The sequence below is a fragment of the Mixta sp. BE291 genome, from assembly GCF_031457955.1.
GTDB lineage: Bacteria > Pseudomonadota > Gammaproteobacteria > Enterobacterales > Enterobacteriaceae > Mixta.
Window position 1 is genome coordinate 272,116 of the sequence record NZ_JAVDXN010000005.1, and the last position, 17,388, is coordinate 289,503.

Below are 17,388 nucleotides of genomic sequence, written 5' to 3' on the forward strand. Positions count from 1 at the left end.
CAGACTGTCTTATGACGGGCCGAACCCTGGCCCGTTGTCGGCAGAGATTAGTAGAGCAGGGAGTATAACAGGCGACGATATTTTGCCGCCAGCGCATCACCGGTGCCGAGCGCCGCCAGAATCTCCTGCAGCATCTTACGCGCCTGACCGTCGGCGGCATTAAGGTCTGTCTTTAAAAAACCGTACAGCAGCGCCAGCGCCTCTTCGTTGCGGCCTACCTGATGCAGTTGCAGCGCCAGTTTGCTGGCCAGCTCGGCATTCTGCGGGTCGCTCTCCAGCTGTTGCTGAAGCTGCTGGATTTCCGGGGTATCCGCCGCCTGTTTCAGCAGATCGATCTGCGCAACCAGAGCCTGGTAGCGGGTATCCTGATCCTGCAACGGCACCACGCTCAGCACGCTTTCCGCCTCATCGCTGCGGTTAAGGGAGATCAGCACTTCCGCCAACAGGAAGCCAACTTCGCTGGATTGATTGCTAAGCTGCCATGCCTCTTTCAGCAGCGGCAGCGCATCCAGTGTTTTCCCCTGTTGCATCAGCTCGATAGCCTGCTGCGCTTTCAGCTCCTCTTCACGCGGCAGCACTTTTTCCAGTAGCGCGCGCACCGCTTCTTCCGGCTGCGGGCCCTGGAAGCCATCCACCGGCTGACCATTCTGGAACAGATAAACCGTGGGAATGGCGCGCAGGCCGAACTGGGAAGCCACCATCGGCTCATTATCGCAGTCGAGCTTCGCCAGCACGAACTGCCCGGCGTACTCCTGCGCCAGCTTATCCAGCACCGGCGTAAGCTGCTGGCAGTGCTGGCTGCGTTCGGACCAGAAATAGAACAGCACCGGCACCGTCATGGACTGTTCCAGCGTCTGTTGCAGGTTTGATTCGTTGATATCGATAATCGAAGCGTGTAATGACATGTCTGCGTCTCTTTGTCTGATGACTTTGTTACGATATTGGGGCGTTGCCTTCGGCTTCAAGCCAAATTTGCGCTGCGCTATTAGTTGCCGCGTAAAATGCGATCGAGTATCCAACCTGGCAGCAAACGTCGCAGCCAGCTCATCGCATGCGCGACCAGCGTCACAGGATAACGCTGACGCGGGTGACGGCTCTCCAGCGCGTGACGCAGCTTGGGCAGGATGGCTTCCGGCGGCAGCGTAAAGCGCGCCGCGATGCCAGGGTTCTTCACCGGCTTTTCCTGCTGGGTCTGATTCACATTATCAGTAAAGCGCGTGTGGATGGGGCCGGGCTCAATCAGGCTGACGCGCACGCCGCTACCATGAAGTTCCATACGCAGCGCGTCGGCCCAGGCTTCCAGCGCATATTTACTCGCAGCGTAGGCGCCGCGCCCCGGCGTGGAGATCAACCCCATTACCGAGCTGGTATTAATAATACGCGCTTCGCCGCTGGCGCGCAGGGCAGGCAGCAGCAGCATGGTTAGCTGGTGGGTGCCAAACAGGTTGCTGGCAAACTGCTGCTCCAGCTGCTGCCGCGACAGCGTTTCCAGCGGGCCATAAACGCCATAGCCCGCATTATTAAACAGGCCATACAGTCGCCCGCCGCACAGCGTGATGATCTGTTCCGCCGCCTGCGTCACGCTCTGCGCATCGTCGAGATCGAGCTGCACGCCGGTAAATCCCAGCGTCTCCATGCGCGCGACATCCTCCGGCTTGCGGCAGGCGGCCAGCACGCGGTAGCCGCGCATTAACAAATCATTGGCGGCAACCAATCCGATACCGCTGGAGCAGCCGGTGATTAATACGTTTTTTTGCATAACTTTACGTCCGTGGCTTCTGTGCCGTTTGTTACTCATGCTTAACTAGGGGAGCCAGTTGTTTATCCATCAGATCGGTGATAAAAGCCTGCGCATCCGGCGCGGGATGAATACCGTCCTGCTGCATCCACTGGGGTTTCAGATAAACCTGCTCCATAAAAAAGGGCACCAGCGGAATATTGTACTGCTGCGCCAGTTTGACATAGATATTATTGAAAGCGTCGTTATAACGACGACCGTAGTTTGCCGGTAAACGAATCTGCATCAGCAGCGGTTGCGCATTAGCCGCCTGAACCGTGGTGATGATTTTACTTAAGTCCTGCTCAATGTTTTGCGGCGGGAAGCCACGCAGGCCATCGTTACCGCCCAGCTCGATCAATACCCAGCGCGGATGGTGCTGCTGCAACAGCGCAGGCAGACGCGCCAGCCCCTGCGCCGCTGTATCGCCGCTAATGCTGCCATTGATAACCTCTGGCTGCTGCTGCCATTTTTTATCCAGCAGGGCAGGCCACGCCTGACTGGCCGACATGCGATAACCGGCGCTCAGGCTGTCGCCGAGAACCAACAGTGATTCTGCAGACGCCATGCGCGTCAGTAACAGTAACAACAACAGGAAGGGATAATGCCAGCGGAAAACATTGTTGAAGTTCATCATCTTACTAAATCCGTCGGTGAAGGTGAGCATCAGTTGTTCATCCTTACCGGAGTTGACCTGGTTGTCAAACCAGGGGAGAGCATTGCCCTGATTGGTGAATCGGGATCGGGCAAGTCTACGCTGTTGGGGATTCTCGCCGGGCTGGATGATGGCAGCAGCGGCGAAGTCTGGCTGTGCGGCGAACCGCTGCAAAAAATGAACGAGGAACAGCGCGCGCAGCTGCGGGCGCGCCACGTAGGGTTTGTGTTCCAGTCCTTTATGCTGGTGCCGACCCTGAACGCGCTGGAAAATGTGCAGCTGCCTGCGCTGCTGCGCGGTGAACCGGAGCGTCAGGGCCGCGAGCAGGCGCAGGCGCTGCTGGAGCAGCTGGGGCTGGGCAAACGCCTGCATCATCTGCCGTCGCAGCTTTCCGGCGGCGAACAACAGCGCGTGGCGCTGGCTCGCGCCTTTAATGGTCGTCCTGACGTGCTGTTTGCTGATGAACCCACCGGCAATCTCGATCGGCAGACCGGCGATCGCATTGCCGATCTGCTGTTCTCCATGAACCGTGACAGCGCCACCACGCTGATTCTGGTGACCCACGATCTGCAACTGGCGGCGCGTTGCGATCGACGGCTGCGCGTGCGTGACGGCAAGCTGTGGGAGGAAGCATGATTTGGCGCTGGTTCTGGCGCGAGTGGCGTTCGCCCTCGCTGCTGATTGTCTGGCTGGCGCTCACCTTGTCGGTCGCCTGCGTTTTAGCGTTAGGCACGCTGGGCGACCGTATGGAAAAAGGGCTGACGCAGCAAAGCCGTGAATTTATGGCGGGCGATCGTACGTTACGCAGCGCGCATCCGATGCCGCAGCCGTGGCGCGATCGCGCGCAGCAGCTGGGGTTACAGGTCTCTGCCCAGCTTACCTTTATGACCATGACCTTTGCGGGTGACGCGCCGCAGCTGGCGGCGGTAAAAGCGGTCGATCAAACCTATCCGCTGTTTGGCGACCTGCGCACCGAACCGCCGGGTCTCAAGCCGCAGCCCGGCAGCGTGCTGCTGGCGCCGCGGCTGATGGCGCTGCTGGGCGTTAAGCCTGGCGACGAACTGGATGTCGGCGATGTCCGTTTGCATATCGCCGGAACGGTGTTGCAGGAGCCGGATGCCGGTTTTAATCCCTTTCAAACCGCGCCGCGCCTGCTGATGAACCTTGATGACGTGGAGAAAACCGGCGCGGTACAGCCAGGCAGCCGCCTGACCTGGCGCTATAAAGTGGCGGGCGACGCCGGGGCGCTCAGCCGCTACGATAGCTGGATTACGCCACAGTTAACAAGCGATCAGCGCTGGCAGAGCGTGGAGAATTCGGAAGATGCTTTGGGGCGCTCAATGCAGCGCGCCCAACAATTTTTACTGCTGTCGGCGCTGTTGACGCTGCTGCTGGCAGTAGCGGCGGTGGCGGTGGCGATGAGCCACTATTGCCGCAGCCGTTACGACCTGGTAGCGGTACTGAAAACGCTGGGCGCCGGGCGCAGCGCGTTACGTAAGCTGATTGTTGGACAATGGCTGGCAGTGCTGTTGCTGGCGGCGCTGGCGGGCAGCGCGCTGGGAATGGGCTTCGAGCGGTTGCTGTTAACCATGCTGCGTCCGGTGCTGCCCGGCGAGTTGCCTGCCGCCGGGATCTGGCCGTGGATCTGGGCGCTGGGCGCGCTGTTTACCATTTCGCTGCTGGTAGGGTTGCGTCCTTACCGGCTGCTGTTAGCGACGCAGCCGCTGCGTGTGCTGCGCCAGGATGTCATCACCACCGCGTGGCCGTTACGCTATTATCTGCCCGCGATGGCGCTGGTGGTGGTGGCGCTGTTGCTGCTGCTGGTCGGCAGCAGCAAGCTGCTCTGGGCCTTGCTGGCGGGAATTGTATTGCTGGCGGCGCTGCTGGCGGCGTTGGGGTGGGGCGCGCTCTGGTTGTTGAGTCGGCTAAAGGTGCGTGGACTGGCGCTGCGGCTGGCGGTAAACCGCCTGCTGCGTCAGCCGTGGGTGACGTTAAGTCAGCTGGCTGCGTTTTCGCTCTCTTTTATGCTGTTGGCGCTGCTGCTGGTGTTGCGTGGCGATCTGCTCGATCGCTGGCAGCAGCAGTTGCCTGCCGACAGCCCTAACTATTTCCTGCTGAATATCAGCCGTGAACAGGTGGCGGATGTGCAACGTTTCCTGACGCAGCATCAGATTAAGCCAGAGACCTTTTACCCCGTTGCGCGCGTGCGCCTGACGGAGATCAATCATCAGCCTGCCGATCCGCGCCGCGATAACGCGCTGAACCGCGAGCTTAATCTGACCTCCTTAGCGCGCCGTCCGGATCATAACCCGATTGTGGCCGGACAATGGCCGCCGCGTGCCGGAGAGGTGTCCATGGAGGTGGAACTGGCCGACCGTTTGGGCGTTAAGCTCGGCGATACGCTGACCTTTACCGGCGATACGCAGCAGTTCAGCGCGAAAATCAGCAGCCTGCGTCAGGTGGACTGGGAGAGCCTGCGGCCTAATTTCTTCTTTATTTTCCCGCCGGGGGCGCTGGATGAACAGCCGCAAACCTGGCTCACCAGTTTCCGCTTTGACGGCGGCAGCGGAACGCTGGCCGAGCTGAACCGCGCCTTTCCCACGCTCAGCCTGTTGGATATTGGTGCGATGATGCGCCAGATTGGTCAGGTGCTGACGCAGGTCAGCCAGGCGCTGGAGATCATGGTGGTGCTGGTGACCGCCTGCGGGCTGCTGCTGCTGTTGGCGCAGATTCAGGTGGGGATGCGCCAGCGGCGTCAGGAACTGGTGGTATATCGCACGCTGGGCGCGGGGAAAAAGCTGCTGCGGGCAACCTTGTGGTATGAGTTTGCGCTGTTGGGCATTGTCGCGGGCGCGGCGGCGGCGCTGGGAGCTGAAGCGGCGCTATGGGGTTTACAGCGGAAAGTGTTCGATTTTCCCTGGGAGCCTGATTACCGGCTGTGGATCGCACTGCCGTTAAGCGGGGCGCTGCTGCTTTCTCTGTGCGGCGGCTGGTTGGGGGTTCGGCTGCTGCGCGGTAAGGCGCTGTTCCGCAGTTTCTGACAACGGCGGTCCGCCAGAATCGGACCGCCATCGTGCTTAGCGTAGCGTCGACTGCGCCCAGGCAATGCCGCTGGCATATTCCGGTGGCAGCATCGGCACCAGCGCCTGTAGCGCGGCGGCGAGGCGCTGCGCATCGGGATCGCTCAGGTTGAGGTGACCCACTTTGCGGCCAGGGCGCACCTCTTTTTCATACCAGTGCAGATGCACCAACGGCTCGCTGAGCCACTGCTGATTTAGGGCGGTGCCAATCAGGTTAACCATCACCGATGGCGTGCTGACCACCGGTGACGGCAGCGGCAGATCGAGGATGGCGCGCAGATGCAGCTCGAACTGGCTGATTGATGCGCCGTTTTGCGTCCAGTGCCCGCTGTTATGCACGCGCGGAGCCAGTTCATTGATCAGCAGCCCCTCCGGCACCACAAAGCACTCCATTGCCATCACGCCCACGTAATCCAGCTCATGCATAATCGCGCTCAGCATCTGCTCCGCCTGCTGCTGCTGTGCCGGGTCCGGCTGCGGCAGCGCGACGCTGGTGCGCAAAATTCCTTCCTGATGCAGGTTATGCGTCAGCGGATAGAACACGGTCTTGCCGTCGCGCCCGCGCGCGCCGACCAGCGACACCTCACCTGAAAAGTTAATGCCCTGTTCGACGATGCATTCGCCGTAGCAGTCAGCGGGCAACGCGCTGGTTTCAGTGGCGCGTAAACGCCACTGACCGCGTCCGTCATAACCGCCGGTTCGACGCTTGACGATCGCCAGTTCGCCCAGCTGCGCAAACACCTGCGGCCACTGGTCGGCGGACGAGAGCAGCTGCCAGGGGGCGGTCGCCAGTGCCAGTCGATCGAGCAGCTGCTTTTGTGTTAAACGATCGGCCAGCAGCGGAAAAATATCGCGATTGACAAAAGCCGCATGCCGCGCCAGCTCACGCGTCAGCGCCGTTTCCGGCCAGCGTTCGATCTCTGCGGTGATCACGCTTTGCTGAATCGGCAACGCTTCCGGCTCAGCGTCGAGGCCCACGGGATAGACCGCGATGCCCAGCGGTTCGCCCGCCTGACGCAGCATTCTTCCCAGCTGCCCATTACCCAGTACGCAAACCGGCTTCATGCGTCCTCCCGCGGATCGGGATTATTCAGCACTTCATCCGTTTGCGCCTGACGCCAGGCGCTGAGGCGCGTAGCCAGCTCCCGGTCATGCGTCGCCAGAATCTGCGCCGCCAGCAGCGCCGCGTTGGCCGCGCCCGCTTTGCCGATCGCCAGCGTACCGACCGGAATACCGCGCGGCATCTGCACAATGGAATAGAGACTATCGACGCCGCTCAGCGCCGCGCTCTGTACCGGCACGCCCAGCACCGGCACCAGCGTTTTCGCCGCCAGCATGCCCGGCAGATGCGCCGCGCCGCCAGCTCCGGCGATAATCACCTGGAAACCGTTATCCGCCGCGCTTTCGGCAAAGCTAAACAGCTTATCCGGCGTGCGATGCGCAGAAACGATTTCAACCTGAAAAGGAACGTCCAGAACGGTAAGGATCTCCGCAGCGAACTGCATAGTGGCCCAGTCACTCTTCGAACCCATGACGATGGCGATGCGGGTCGGGGCGGCGTTAAGAGACATGCAGATGTGGCTCCTGTGATTATGCAAAAGTCACCGGCGTGGTTGTCACGCGGTCGGGAAGGGCACAGAGAATAGCATGACTCAGACGCGAGGAAAACGGTTGCGTAGCGGGTTTACGCGGCAAAAAGCGGCCTGCGCACCGCTTTTAAAAAGGGAAATGGATCAGGGAAAGGCCTTGCGGCGTGACTTCGATCATCGAACCTTCATGGTGCCAGGCGCCCAACACCAGGCGTTGCGCAGGCTGACCGTTCACCAAAAGCGTATGGACTGCCGGTCGGTGGGTATGTCCGTGAATCAGCCACTGCACATGATGGCGCTGCATCGCATCAACCACCGCTTGCGGATTGACATCCATAATCGCCACCGATTTATGCTGATTGGCATCTTTACTGCCGTCACGCATACGCAGGGCAATGCGCTGACGCAGCCGCAGCGGTAAAGCAAGAAACAGCTTTTGCAGCCAGGGCTGATGCACTTTGCGGCGAAAGCGCTGATAGCCTTCGTCATCGGTGCAGAGCGTATCGCCATGCATAATCAGCACCGAGCGACCATACAGATTCAACATCTGCTCTTCCGGCAGCAGCTGCATGCCGCTGGCGCGCGCATAGCGTTTGCCCAGCAGAAAATCGCGGTTGCCGTGAATAAAAAAGACCGGCAACGGCAACGCGTTGAGCGCCGCCGCGATCTGCTGATGCAGCGGATTGGGATCGTCATCGCCGATCCAGGCCTCAAACAGGTCGCCCAGAATGTATAACGCATCGGCATTTTGCGTTTCGCGCTGCAAAAAACGCAGAAAACCGGCAGTAATTGCCGGTTCCTGAGTACACAGATGCAGATCTGCGATAAATAGCGTGCGTGACATTACTCGCTAACGGTGACTTTCTGAATGATCACGTCTTCTTTCGGCACGTCCTGATGCATACCGCTGCGGCCGGTCGCCACGCCTTTGATTTTCTCAACCACGTCCATGCCTTCTACCACTTCGGCGAACACGCAGTAACCCCAGCCCTGCAGGCTTTCGTCACGGAAGTTCAGGAAGTCGTTATCGGCTACGTTGATAAAGAACTGCGCGGTAGCGGAGTGCGGTGCGGAAGTCCGCGCCATTGCCAGCGTGCCACGGGTGTTTTTCAGGCCGTTATTGGCTTCGTTTTTGATTTCCGCTTTGGTTGCTTTCTGCTGCATGCCCGGTTCAAAACCGCCGCCCTGGATCATAAAGCCGTTGATCACACGGTGGAAAATAGTGTTGTCGTAAAAACCTTCACGGCAGTAGTCCAGGAAGTTCTGCACGGTTGCAGGCGCTTTGTCATCAAATGTTTTGATCACGATATCGCCATGATTAGTCTGGAAAGTAACCATAATCTCATCCTGTAAAGGTTGGAGTTTTCAAGATTCTGTACCCGCACGCTGCATCAGGGTGGCGGGCCAGTTTTAACAGACGCCTCTTATAACATAATTCGCGCGCTGACGTCAGTAAACGCAGAAGGGCTTTCTGCCTTCATCGGTGCGCTGCATGGTCTGGTTTCTTGCATTGCGCCGCGCTTACGTGAAAAATAGACTTTCTGGTTTTGTTTATCCGCACACGCTTATACGGAAAGTTCAATGCTTAAAATTTTTAATACCCTGACGCGACAAAAAGAGGAATTTAAACCGATTCATGCCGGAGAAATCGGCATGTACGTGTGCGGCATTACCGTTTATGACCTCAGCCACATCGGCCACGGTCGTACTTTTGTCGCCTTTGATATTGTAGCGCGCTACCTACGCTATTGCGGCTATCAGCTGAAATATGTGCGTAACATTACCGATATTGATGACAAAATCATTAAACGCGCCAATGAGAACCAGGAGTCGGTCGAGGATCTCACCAACCGCATGATTGCGGAGATGCACGCTGATTTCAGCGCGCTGAATATTCAGCCGCCCGATCTGGAGCCACGCGCCACGCGCCACATCAGCGAAATTATCGAGCTGGTAGAAAAGCTGATCGCACGTGGGCACGCCTATGTTGCCAGCAACGGCGATGTGATGTTTGCCGTGGACAGCGATGCGGATTATGGCTGCCTTTCCCGTCAGGATCTCGATCAGTTACAGGCAGGCGCGCGCGTTGAAGTGGCGGACGTGAAGCGCAATCCCATGGATTTTGTGTTGTGGAAGATGTCGAAAGCGGACGAGCCAAGCTGGCCATCGCCGTGGGGCGCCGGTCGTCCGGGCTGGCATATCGAATGTTCCGCGATGAACAGCAAACAGCTGGGCGAGCATTTTGATATTCACGGCGGCGGTTCGGATCTGATGTTCCCGCACCATGAAAACGAAATTGCGCAATCCACCTGCGCCCATGATGGCCCGTACGTTAACTACTGGATGCACTCCGGGATGGTGATGGTCGATCGCGAGAAGATGTCTAAATCGCTCGGCAACTTCTTTACTATTCGCGATGTGCTGCAGCATTTTGATGCGGAAACGGTGCGTTACTTCCTGATGTCCGGCCACTACCGCAGCCAGCTCAACTATGGCGAAGATAACCTGAAACAGGCGCGTGCGGCGCTGGAACGTCTTTATACCGCGCTGCGTCATACCGATGCCAGCGCCGCGGCGGCCGGTGGCGAAGCGTTCGTGACCCGTTTCCGCGAGGCGATGGATGATGATTTCAACACGCCGGAAGCCTATTCGGTGCTGTTTGATCTGGCGCGTGACGTTAACCGCCTGAAAACGGAAGATATGAGCGCAGCGAACGGGCTGGCGGCGCGTCTGCGCGAGCTGGCTGGCGTGCTTGGCTTGCTGGAGCAGGATCCTGAGCTGTTCCTGCAGGGCGGGGCGCAGGATGATGACGTGGCAGAGATCGAAGCGCTGATTAAAATGCGTAACGATGCGCGTCAGGCCAAAGACTGGGCGCAGGCGGATGTTGCCCGCGACAAGCTGAATGTGCTTGGCATCGTGCTGGAGGATGGGCCGCAGGGCACCACCTGGCGTCGTAAATAATCGTGACAAGGCCGGTGCTTACCGGCCTTTTTTTTGCCGCATTTTCTCCCCGGAATCGCTATCTTTTAACCACCGCCGCACGAGCGCGTGCGTTATCTTTGCAGTATTTTGCTGTTTCTTGCTGTATATTGCCTGCAAGGAGGATCCTTATGCATAAAGCCGCTCGCCAGAAAACCTTATTAACGCTGCTCAGCGAGCAGGGACAGTCCAGCGTGACGCAGCTTGCGCAGGCATTACAGGTATCAGTGGATACCGTGCGGCGCGATCTTAACGATCTACAACAGCAGGGGCTGGCGCAAAAAAGTCATGGCGGGGCGATTGCGCTGGATGTGCCGGTGATGACGCGCCGGGCGCGCAGCGCCGTGCTTAACGCCACTAAGCAGCGCCTGGGCGAGGCGGTCGCGGCGCAGATTCCGCCCGGCAGCACATTAATGCTGGATGCTGGCAGTACGGTGCTGGCGGTGGCGCAAGCCCTGACCGTGCCAGCGCGGGTGATTACCGCCTCGCTGGATATCGCCTGGGCGCTGAACGATCGTCCTGAGATTGAGCTTATTTTGCTGGGCGGACAGTGGGATAACCAACAGCGCCTGTTTGCAGGCGCCGCCACGCTGGCCATGCTACAGCGCTATCGCGCCGATATCGTTGTGTTGGGCGCCTGTGCGGTGCATCCCACGTTGGGGCTGAGCGCCAGCCATGAGGCCGATGCGGAAATCAAACGCGCTATGCTGGCGTTCAGCGCCCAACGCTGGCTGGTGGCCGATCATTTAAAGCTGAACCGCTGCCAGCCGCATCGGGTCGCAGATTTAACTGAGATACAACGTCTGTTTATCGATCGTCGCTGGGATGAGCTGCCCGCTTTATCCTCTGTCGACATCTCTGTTATCGCTGAAGGAGAACACTATGAGTAATACCGCTACGTCTGCAAAGATGCTTAATGCCGTGCTGATTGGCTATGGTTTTGCCGGTAAAACCTTTCACGCTCCGCTGATCTCCGCCACGGCGGGTTTGAACCTCTATGCCGTCGCCTCCAGCGATGCCGCTAAAGTCCATGTCGATCTTCCCGGCATCCAGGTGATCGCGGATCTACAGCAGGCGATCGCGCACCCTGAGATTGATCTGGTGGTGATCGCTTCGCCGAATACCACCCATGCGCCGCTGGCGCGTCAGGCGTTGGAAGCCGGTAAGCATGTGGTGGTTGATAAACCGTTTACGCTGGATATGCAGGAAGCGCGTGAACTGATTGCGCTGGCGCAGGAGAAGGGGCTGCTGCTGTCGGTATTCCACAACCGCCGCTGGGACAGCGATTACCTTGGCATTCGTCAGGCGATAGAGCAGGGGAAAGTGGGGCAGGTAGTGCAGTTTGAGTCGCATATCGATCGCTTCCGCCCGCAGGTGCGCGTGCGCTGGCGCGAGCAGAATGTGCCGGGCAGCGGCCTGTGGTTCGATATCGGCCCGCATCTGATCGATCAGGTTTTGCAGCTGTTTGGCCTGCCGGAGAGCGTGCAGGGCAATATCGCCACGCTACGTGACGGCGCGGAAGTTAATGACTGGGCGCATGTGGTATTAACCTATCCCGCGCACCGGGTAATTCTGCATTGCAGCATGCTGGTGGCCGGTGGCGTCTCACGCTTTAGCGTACACGGCAGCAAAGGCAGCGTGATTAAAGCCCTGGCTGACCGTCAGGAGAGTCAGCTGCTGGCTGGCGTGACGCCTGGCAGCGCAGGATGGGGCGAAGATGATGACGCGATGGTGCTTTACAGCGGCGAAGCGCAAACGCAGCTGCCGGTGCCCGCGGGCGATCAGCGTCAATATTACATCCAGATCGCCAATGCGCTAAACGGCGCGCAGGAGAATCCGGTGCCGCCTGAGCAGGCGTTGGCGGTGATGGCGGTATTAGAGGCGGCGGTAACATCCTCAGAGAGCGGCCAGGCGCAGCAGCCTGCGCTTAGCGCTGAAGAGAAAAGCGCGCTGCGTTTTCCGCAGGTGCAGTAAGCGCTGCAATAAAAAACAGCCGACGATGTCGGCTGTTTAACGATGAATTTAGGGTCGCGCGGTATCAGGCGATGACCGTCACGCGCTGGCCGCTGAACTCAACGGTTTGACCCGCCACGATCTTGCAGCGTTTACGCATTTCAACCTGGCCGTCCACGCTAACCTGGCCGTCAGCAATCAGGTTTTTGGCTGCTGCGCCGCTCTCTACCCAGCCCTCAAGCTTCAGCAGATCGCATAAATCAACATGCGCATGTTTACCCAGGGAAAATGTCGCCATTATACGGTTCCTTTATCATGATATTCTTCGCACGCCTGCAGCGTGTTTTGGATGAGCGTTGCGACCGTCATCGGCCCTACGCCGCCCGGCACCGGCGTGATCCACGCGGCGCGTTCGGCTGCGCTGGCGAACTCGACGTCGCCCACGACTTTGCCGCTGTCTAAACGGTTAATGCCGACATCGATAACAATAGCGCCGGGTTTAATCCATTCGCCAGGGATAAAGCCCGGCTTGCCGACGGCTACGACCAGCAGATCGGCATGTTCAATATGATGACGCAGATCTTTAGTAAAACGATGCGTTACGGTGGTGGTGCAGCCCGCCAGCAGCAGCTCAAGGCTCATCGGACGCCCAACGATATTGGACGCGCCAACCACGACCGCATTCAGGCCATAGGTGTCAATGTTATAACGCTCCAGCAGCGTGATAATGCCGCGCGGCGTACAGGGACGCAGCAGCGGCGCGCGCTGGCACAGGCGGCCTACATTGTAAGGATGAAAACCATCAACATCTTTATCGGGCGCGATGCGCTCCAGCACCTTAACGTTATCAATACCCGCCGGTAACGGCAGCTGCACCAGGATACCGTCGATCTCGTTGTCATGGTTCAGGGCATCAATTAGCTCAAGCAGCTCGGCTTCGCTGGTGGTGGCGGGCAGATCGTAAGAGCGGGAGAGAAACCCGACTTCTTCGCAGGCGCGGCGCTTGCTGCCGACATAGATCTGAGAAGCGGGATCTTCGCCAACCAGCACCACCGCCAGACCTGGCGCGCGTTTTCCGTCTGCCAGCCGCTGTTTCACTTTTTCGGCAACCTCAAGGCGCACCTGCTGCGCAATCGTTTTACCGTCGATAATTTTTGCTGCCATCAGTGAAGAAATCCATCTGTTTGAGTGAATCGGGGGAATGGGGCATATTTTGTCAGAAGCACAGGCCGCTGTCAGTCTCTGAATCGCGCTGGCTGGTTACATCTTCAGCGATGGGAACGGCACGGCTGCAAAAACGTTGACTCGCTGTCTGCGCGCCGTATAATTCGACGCAAATCACCAATGCGCCCTTAGCTCAGCTGGATAGAGCACCGGCCTTCTAAGCCGTAGGTCACAGGTTCGAATCCTGTAGGGCGTGCCATTTTCAAGTCAACACACTTCTACTGAACTCTCTTTCTTTGCTTTATAATCCCTGATATAGCTGGATTTTTCTGTCGCGAGCTCAACTAAAGTCTACTCAGTTCAACCCAAATCAATTGGTGTCTGGGGGCCTTTGCGGGGGCTCATCTCGTTCAATGGAAATTAGGGGCCCCCTATGCCACTAAATGCACGGCAGATCGACACTGCAAAACCAAGAGAGAAAGAATACAAATTAACGGATGGAGGCGGGCTCTACCTGCTGATCAAACCCAACGGTGCTAAATACTGGCGCTTAAAATATCGCGTGCTGGGTAAAGAGAAAAAGCTCTCTATCGGTGTTTATCCCGATATCTCATTGGCAGATGCTCGTTTGAAGCGAGAGGAAGCACGCAAGGTTGTTGCGCTTGGCGGAGATCCAAGCGAAGAGAAGCGGGTTGAAAAACTGGCGCAGAAGGCAAGTGTTGAAAATAACTTCAAAGCTATCGCGCTGGAATGGCATGAGTATAAGCGTACCGGATGGTCAAAAGGCTACGCTGATGACTTAATGGAAGCATTTGAAAACGACATCTTCCCAGATCTCGGCAAGCGACCCATTGCAGAGATAAAGCCGCTGGAGATGCTGACGACGCTGCGTAAGCTAGAGAAGCGCGGTGTTCTCGATAAATTGCGTAAAATCCGACAGGCATGCAATCAGGTATTTCGATACGCGATTGTCACTGGCCGGGCGGAGAATAACCCTGCATCTGAGCTTTCTAGTGCTTTGGCAACGCCAAAGCCACAACATTTCCCTCATCTGCTCGCGGAAGAGCTGCCTGAGTTTTTGCAGGCGTTAGAAGCCTATTCAGGTAGCCCAATCACTCGGCTTGCAACCCGTATTCTGATGCTGACCGGTGTGCGCACCATTGAGTTACGTCTGGCTGAGTGGAAAGAGTTTGATCTTGATAAAGCGATTTGGGAAGTGCCTAAAGAACGCATGAAGATGCGGCGTCCACATATGGTACCGCTGTCAACCCAGGTGGTTGAAGCACTGCGCGAGATCCAAGTGGTTACTGGGCGTTATTCGCTGGTATTTCCCGGACGCAATGACATCACCAAACCAATGAGTGAAGCGAGCATCAATCAGGTGTTGAAACGCATTGGTTATCACGGGAAAGCGACAGGACATGGATTCCGGCACACGATGAGTACCATCCTGCATGAGCAGGGGTATAACACCGCGTGGATTGAGTTGCAGTTAGCTCATGTGGACAAAAACACAATTCGTGGGACGTATAATCATGCTCAGTATCTGGAGCAGAGAAGGGAAATGTTGCAGTGGTATGGGGATTTTGTGGATGGTTTAGGGAAAATTAATACTACTGAGCTCCCAAAAGTCGTTTGAATGGTAATCTCTGATTTAACCTTGCAGCGATATTGGTAAGGGAACTCAAAAAGTGTGTGACTAAAAGAGGTATGTTTATAAGTCTAATGACATGGCTCACACAATAGTAAGCCATGTCATTAATTGGCACAAATCAACATCCAGCACTGCTCTCTGACAGTTATGAGCGTCATCTGTTATAAATACCCAAAATCAATCAGAGCTTGCAAGCATTTTTTTGAGCCCCAGTTTTTGGGCAAAGCTAACATTTCTCAATCGAGCTCTTTTTGAAATATCAGACAACTTTAATATTTCCATTCGAATATTTGCAATAGTTTGCCTATTAGTTAAGTCGGCACTTCTCACTGGAATAGAATCCCTGTACCAACTTCCTGTTACTGATTGCTCATAATCGTTCAAAGATGAAATTGGTGATATTTTTTCACCAATCAAATAACAGTAGAATTTTTCCAGCTTAACATTTGCGTAATTTGCCAATATATTGCAATATTTAGGCATTTGTTGCAGGTAATCAGAAAGATCAACGTCTTGAGCCTTAAACTCAAGCAAAATACACTTACCTTCTCCAGCATAAAGGTAAACATCAGGTCTTTGATTGGGCTTAAACCCTTCTTTTACCATAACTTCATACGCTTCTCGTCGAAGAAGGGGAGTTCCATCAGGTAAAGTTATTTTACTTAACTCTATTTCAGAAAACCCTTGATAATAAAGAAATTCCTCATCAATAACCCAAAGGTCATTAATCTCATTATTGGTTTTTCTTTTAAAAAACAAGTCATGAATAATTCCCTCTTTATCTTTTCTTTTCCCTAAAGGTTGTTCTTCATTTTGAATCTCAAGCTTGCTTGATACTATTTTGTCCAGCAGTGTTGTAATAATCTCTCTACGAATAACGTACTTAGAAAGTTCTTCTTTATTTTGCTCATCAATAAGTCGAGAAATTTCTTTTGATTTTGACTCGATTTGCGCTTGATAATTATCAGAGGCAGGGTTTAGTTTATCTAATTGTTTAATGATGGTTCTGGTTTTATTACTTTTATCTGCGATAATATTGGCTAATTCAACATGTAGAGATTTAATTATCACCTCATCTGGTGCATTCAGCTTTACTCGGCCTTTTACAATGTCAGCAACCTTTGCCGACACACCGAGTTCTAGAGCGAGCATCATCACTCTTTTGCTGGTTGCTTCCTTTGCATCTACAAGTTCCTCATAAATCTTATCAAGCTGAATGCCAACCTCTTTTTTAATATCATCCATATACACATATGAATAATCATAAAATAAAGAAGAAGATATCTGATTAACATCTAATTTAGATTTTATTATAAAGGAATCTACAGCGTCATTTACATTTTCTGGGCGATCTAAGTAATCACCATAAAATGCCGCAATTTTTTTCTTACCAATCAACCCATTCGCATTATTTATAATGGGATTCTTAATGTGTTCGACTGGGATATCTTTACTGCAAAGAAATGCCCCGTGACTTTCTATTGATTCAGCGTCAAACTCAAATACAAGCCACTTAAAAATTTCTGGCTCTTTAACTGAATCGCAAATCCAGTCAACACCACTTTTTGCCTTGTCATTTTGTCGTGGGTAGGAGTAAGGAACTGTAAACTGCCCGGATTGGCAAGGTTCAGGGAAGAGATCGGGAGTCAAGCAAACTGTTTCTGATTCTGAAGACACAGAATATTCAAATTGGAGCTTTAAATCAGGGAATGTGATATCTTTCTGCTTTTCTAAATATACACGTAGTGCATATTGAGATTTAATAAGGGACTCAAATTTTTTCAGTGTCAACGAACTGAAATATTCATCATCTTTTTTCTGTGACTTAAATCCTTGCAAAGTTATTGTTGTCAAAGATTCTTCAGAATTCGACTGCACCAGCCGCTCATCAAAGATGAAGTTCTCATTACTGCTTTTGAAAGTTCGAATATAGCTCTCATTCTTTTCTATATATTGACTAACTATACTAAGTTGAGAGAAACGGTGTAAGAACTGTAAACGCCCAGTACCTCTATTATGATAGCCTTTGGAATTGTCTAATATTGCGCCAAATCTTTCAAAAGAAACACTGTTAAATCCAACACCAGTATCAGAAATAACTATACGATCGAGGTGTTTCTTTTCTTTGTCAATATCGTTGAAATGAAAATTCACACTGATGAATTGTTTTTTAGTGCTTTTTTTTTCGAGGATAGACTCTAAAGAGTTAGTTATTGCCTCAAAAACTGGAGCTAGCGTGTTCTTTGAGGCTGGAATAAGCCTAAGCATACCTTGGAGGTTTGCGTTCGGGTTTCTCATTTTTTCCTAACTCTTTCAGAGAAATTATGTGTGTGGTCAGATTAGCAACAATTGTTAGAAAAATCACTATCAATACTTCGTTAAGTATTCGCCACAACACATCGCAGCCGGTACACCAACACTTCCATAAGCTGTTTCACAACTAGTTCTGTGCAAGCCATCAATTTCCCAGTTTGTAGATGCTGGTCGCGATCGCTTGTCTCGACCATCTTAGAGGGCGCAAACTTGCATGCATTTTG

General features: G+C 54.7%; 16 protein-coding genes and 1 tRNA gene. 7 read left to right on the forward strand and 10 right to left on the reverse strand.

All coding sequences use genetic code 11. The annotated features are described in order from the left end of the window. Positions 1 to 47: 47 nt before the first annotated feature. The 3 genes from J2X14_RS13820 to tesA all read right to left on the reverse strand — a co-directional run bounded on the left by J2X14_RS13820 (position 48) and on the right by tesA (position 2,414). A complete protein-coding gene (locus J2X14_RS13820) occupies positions 48 to 905 on the reverse strand; it encodes a co-chaperone YbbN (protein ID WP_352411764.1) in 858 nt (285 codons plus the stop codon). Between the two features lie 80 nt (positions 906 to 985). Continuing rightward, positions 986 to 1,759 carry an SDR family oxidoreductase gene (locus J2X14_RS13825; RefSeq protein ID WP_352411765.1) on the reverse strand — a complete coding sequence of 258 codons (774 nt, stop codon included), beginning with the start codon at positions 1,757 to 1,759 and terminating at the stop codon, positions 986 to 988. 31 nt (positions 1,760 to 1,790) lie between these two features. Continuing rightward, positions 1,791 to 2,414 carry a multifunctional acyl-CoA thioesterase I/protease I/lysophospholipase L1 gene (gene tesA / locus J2X14_RS13830; protein WP_352411766.1) on the reverse strand — a complete coding sequence of 208 codons (624 nt, stop codon included), beginning with the start codon at positions 2,412 to 2,414 and terminating at the stop codon, positions 1,791 to 1,793. Here tesA and ybbA point away from each other — a divergent pair. Next, on the forward strand, positions 2,382 to 3,068 hold the full coding sequence (gene ybbA / locus J2X14_RS13835) for a putative ABC transporter ATP-binding protein YbbA (protein ID WP_352411767.1): 687 nt from the start codon (positions 2,382 to 2,384) through the stop codon (positions 3,066 to 3,068). The genes tesA and ybbA overlap by 33 nt on opposite strands. After that, positions 3,065 to 5,473 carry a putative ABC transporter permease subunit YbbP gene (gene ybbP, locus J2X14_RS13840; protein ID WP_352411768.1) on the forward strand — a complete coding sequence of 803 codons (2,409 nt, stop codon included), beginning with the start codon at positions 3,065 to 3,067 and terminating at the stop codon, positions 5,471 to 5,473. Before ybbA ends, ybbP begins: the two co-directional genes overlap by 4 nt. A 36-nt stretch (positions 5,474 to 5,509) precedes the next feature. Here ybbP and purK read toward each other — a convergent pair whose 3' ends face one another. The 4 genes from purK to ppiB form a co-directional block, all read right to left on the reverse strand. Beyond that, the gene (gene purK / locus J2X14_RS13845; RefSeq protein WP_352411769.1) at positions 5,510 to 6,577 is read right to left on the reverse strand and encodes a 5-(carboxyamino)imidazole ribonucleotide synthase; all 1,068 of its coding nucleotides are present in this window, start codon (positions 6,575 to 6,577) and stop codon (positions 5,510 to 5,512) included. Further along, positions 6,574 to 7,083 (reverse strand): 5-(carboxyamino)imidazole ribonucleotide mutase, encoded by a 510-nt coding sequence (gene purE, locus J2X14_RS13850; protein WP_352411770.1) that lies wholly within the window; start codon positions 7,081 to 7,083, stop codon positions 6,574 to 6,576. The genes purK and purE overlap by 4 nt, the downstream gene beginning before the upstream one ends. A 145-nt stretch (positions 7,084 to 7,228) precedes the next feature. Further along, entirely contained in the window at positions 7,229 to 7,945 is a 717-nt protein-coding gene (gene lpxH, locus J2X14_RS13855) for a UDP-2,3-diacylglucosamine diphosphatase (protein ID WP_352411771.1), read from the reverse strand. Then, entirely contained in the window at positions 7,945 to 8,439 is a 495-nt protein-coding gene (ppiB, locus tag J2X14_RS13860; RefSeq protein WP_352411772.1) for a peptidylprolyl isomerase B, read from the reverse strand. The genes lpxH and ppiB overlap by 1 nt, the downstream gene beginning before the upstream one ends. A gap of 243 nt (positions 8,440 to 8,682) precedes the next feature. On the opposite strand from ppiB, the gene cysS reads away from it, so the two are divergent. From cysS to J2X14_RS13875, 3 genes are all read left to right on the forward strand, one after another. Next, on the forward strand, positions 8,683 to 10,062 hold the full coding sequence (gene cysS, locus J2X14_RS13865; RefSeq protein WP_352411773.1) for a cysteine--tRNA ligase: 1,380 nt from the start codon (positions 8,683 to 8,685) through the stop codon (positions 10,060 to 10,062). Between the two features lie 149 nt (positions 10,063 to 10,211). Further along, positions 10,212 to 10,970, forward strand: a complete 759-nt coding sequence (locus J2X14_RS13870) for a DeoR/GlpR family DNA-binding transcription regulator (protein WP_352411774.1) — start codon at positions 10,212 to 10,214, stop codon at positions 10,968 to 10,970. Then, positions 10,963 to 12,054, forward strand: coding sequence for an oxidoreductase (locus J2X14_RS13875; protein WP_502890011.1), 1,092 nt, complete (start codon positions 10,963 to 10,965; stop codon positions 12,052 to 12,054). The genes J2X14_RS13870 and J2X14_RS13875 overlap by 8 nt, the downstream gene beginning before the upstream one ends. A 64-nt stretch (positions 12,055 to 12,118) precedes the next feature. On the opposite strand, the gene ybcJ is transcribed toward J2X14_RS13875, so the two are convergent. Further along, positions 12,119 to 12,331, reverse strand: a complete 213-nt coding sequence (gene ybcJ / locus J2X14_RS13880) for a ribosome-associated protein YbcJ (protein WP_352411776.1) — start codon at positions 12,329 to 12,331, stop codon at positions 12,119 to 12,121. Further along, positions 12,331 to 13,197, reverse strand: coding sequence for a bifunctional methylenetetrahydrofolate dehydrogenase/methenyltetrahydrofolate cyclohydrolase FolD (folD, locus tag J2X14_RS13885; RefSeq protein WP_352411777.1), 867 nt, complete (start codon positions 13,195 to 13,197; stop codon positions 12,331 to 12,333). Before folD ends, ybcJ begins: the two co-directional genes overlap by 1 nt. 182 nt (positions 13,198 to 13,379) lie before the next feature. Between folD and J2X14_RS13890 the strand changes: the two genes are divergently transcribed. Beyond that, positions 13,380 to 13,456 (forward strand) — tRNA-Arg (locus J2X14_RS13890). Positions 13,457 to 13,630: 174 nt separating this feature from the next. Next, entirely contained in the window at positions 13,631 to 14,836 is a 1,206-nt protein-coding gene (locus tag J2X14_RS13895) for a tyrosine-type recombinase/integrase (protein ID WP_352411778.1), read from the forward strand. A gap of 192 nt (positions 14,837 to 15,028) precedes the next feature. Here the strand turns inward: J2X14_RS13895 and J2X14_RS13900 are convergent, their stop codons facing one another. Further along, positions 15,029 to 17,149, reverse strand: coding sequence for a hypothetical protein (locus J2X14_RS13900; protein ID WP_352411779.1), 2,121 nt, complete (start codon positions 17,147 to 17,149; stop codon positions 15,029 to 15,031). Positions 17,150 to 17,388 lie beyond the last annotated feature (239 nt).

Bases quoted from the DNA above. Each gene is read 5' to 3' on its own strand.
- J2X14_RS13820 (WP_352411764.1), bottom strand. From the start codon at position 905: ATGTCATTACACGCTTCGATTATCGATATCAACGAATCAAACCTGCAA.
- J2X14_RS13825 (WP_352411765.1), bottom strand. From the start codon at position 1,759: ATGCAAAAAAACGTATTAATCACCGGCTGCTCCAGCGGTATCGGATTG.
- ybbA (WP_352411767.1), top strand. From the start codon at position 2,382: ATGCCAGCGGAAAACATTGTTGAAGTTCATCATCTTACTAAATCCGTC.
- tesA (WP_352411766.1), bottom strand. From the start codon at position 2,414: ATGATGAACTTCAACAATGTTTTCCGCTGGCATTATCCCTTCCTGTTG.
- ybbP (WP_352411768.1), top strand. From the start codon at position 3,065: ATGATTTGGCGCTGGTTCTGGCGCGAGTGGCGTTCGCCCTCGCTGCTG.
- purK (WP_352411769.1), bottom strand. From the start codon at position 6,577: ATGAAGCCGGTTTGCGTACTGGGTAATGGGCAGCTGGGAAGAATGCTG.
- purE (WP_352411770.1), bottom strand. From the start codon at position 7,083: ATGTCTCTTAACGCCGCCCCGACCCGCATCGCCATCGTCATGGGTTCG.
- lpxH (WP_352411771.1), bottom strand. From the start codon at position 7,945: ATGTCACGCACGCTATTTATCGCAGATCTGCATCTGTGTACTCAGGAA.
- ppiB (WP_352411772.1), bottom strand. From the start codon at position 8,439: ATGGTTACTTTCCAGACTAATCATGGCGATATCGTGATCAAAACATTT.
- cysS (WP_352411773.1), top strand. From the start codon at position 8,683: ATGCTTAAAATTTTTAATACCCTGACGCGACAAAAAGAGGAATTTAAA.
- J2X14_RS13870 (WP_352411774.1), top strand. From the start codon at position 10,212: ATGCATAAAGCCGCTCGCCAGAAAACCTTATTAACGCTGCTCAGCGAG.
- J2X14_RS13875 (WP_502890011.1), top strand. From the start codon at position 10,963: ATGAGTAATACCGCTACGTCTGCAAAGATGCTTAATGCCGTGCTGATT.
- ybcJ (WP_352411776.1), bottom strand. From the start codon at position 12,331: ATGGCGACATTTTCCCTGGGTAAACATGCGCATGTTGATTTATGCGAT.
- folD (WP_352411777.1), bottom strand. From the start codon at position 13,197: ATGGCAGCAAAAATTATCGACGGTAAAACGATTGCGCAGCAGGTGCGC.
- J2X14_RS13895 (WP_352411778.1), top strand. From the start codon at position 13,631: ATGCCACTAAATGCACGGCAGATCGACACTGCAAAACCAAGAGAGAAA.
- J2X14_RS13900 (WP_352411779.1), bottom strand. From the start codon at position 17,149: ATGAGAAACCCGAACGCAAACCTCCAAGGTATGCTTAGGCTTATTCCA.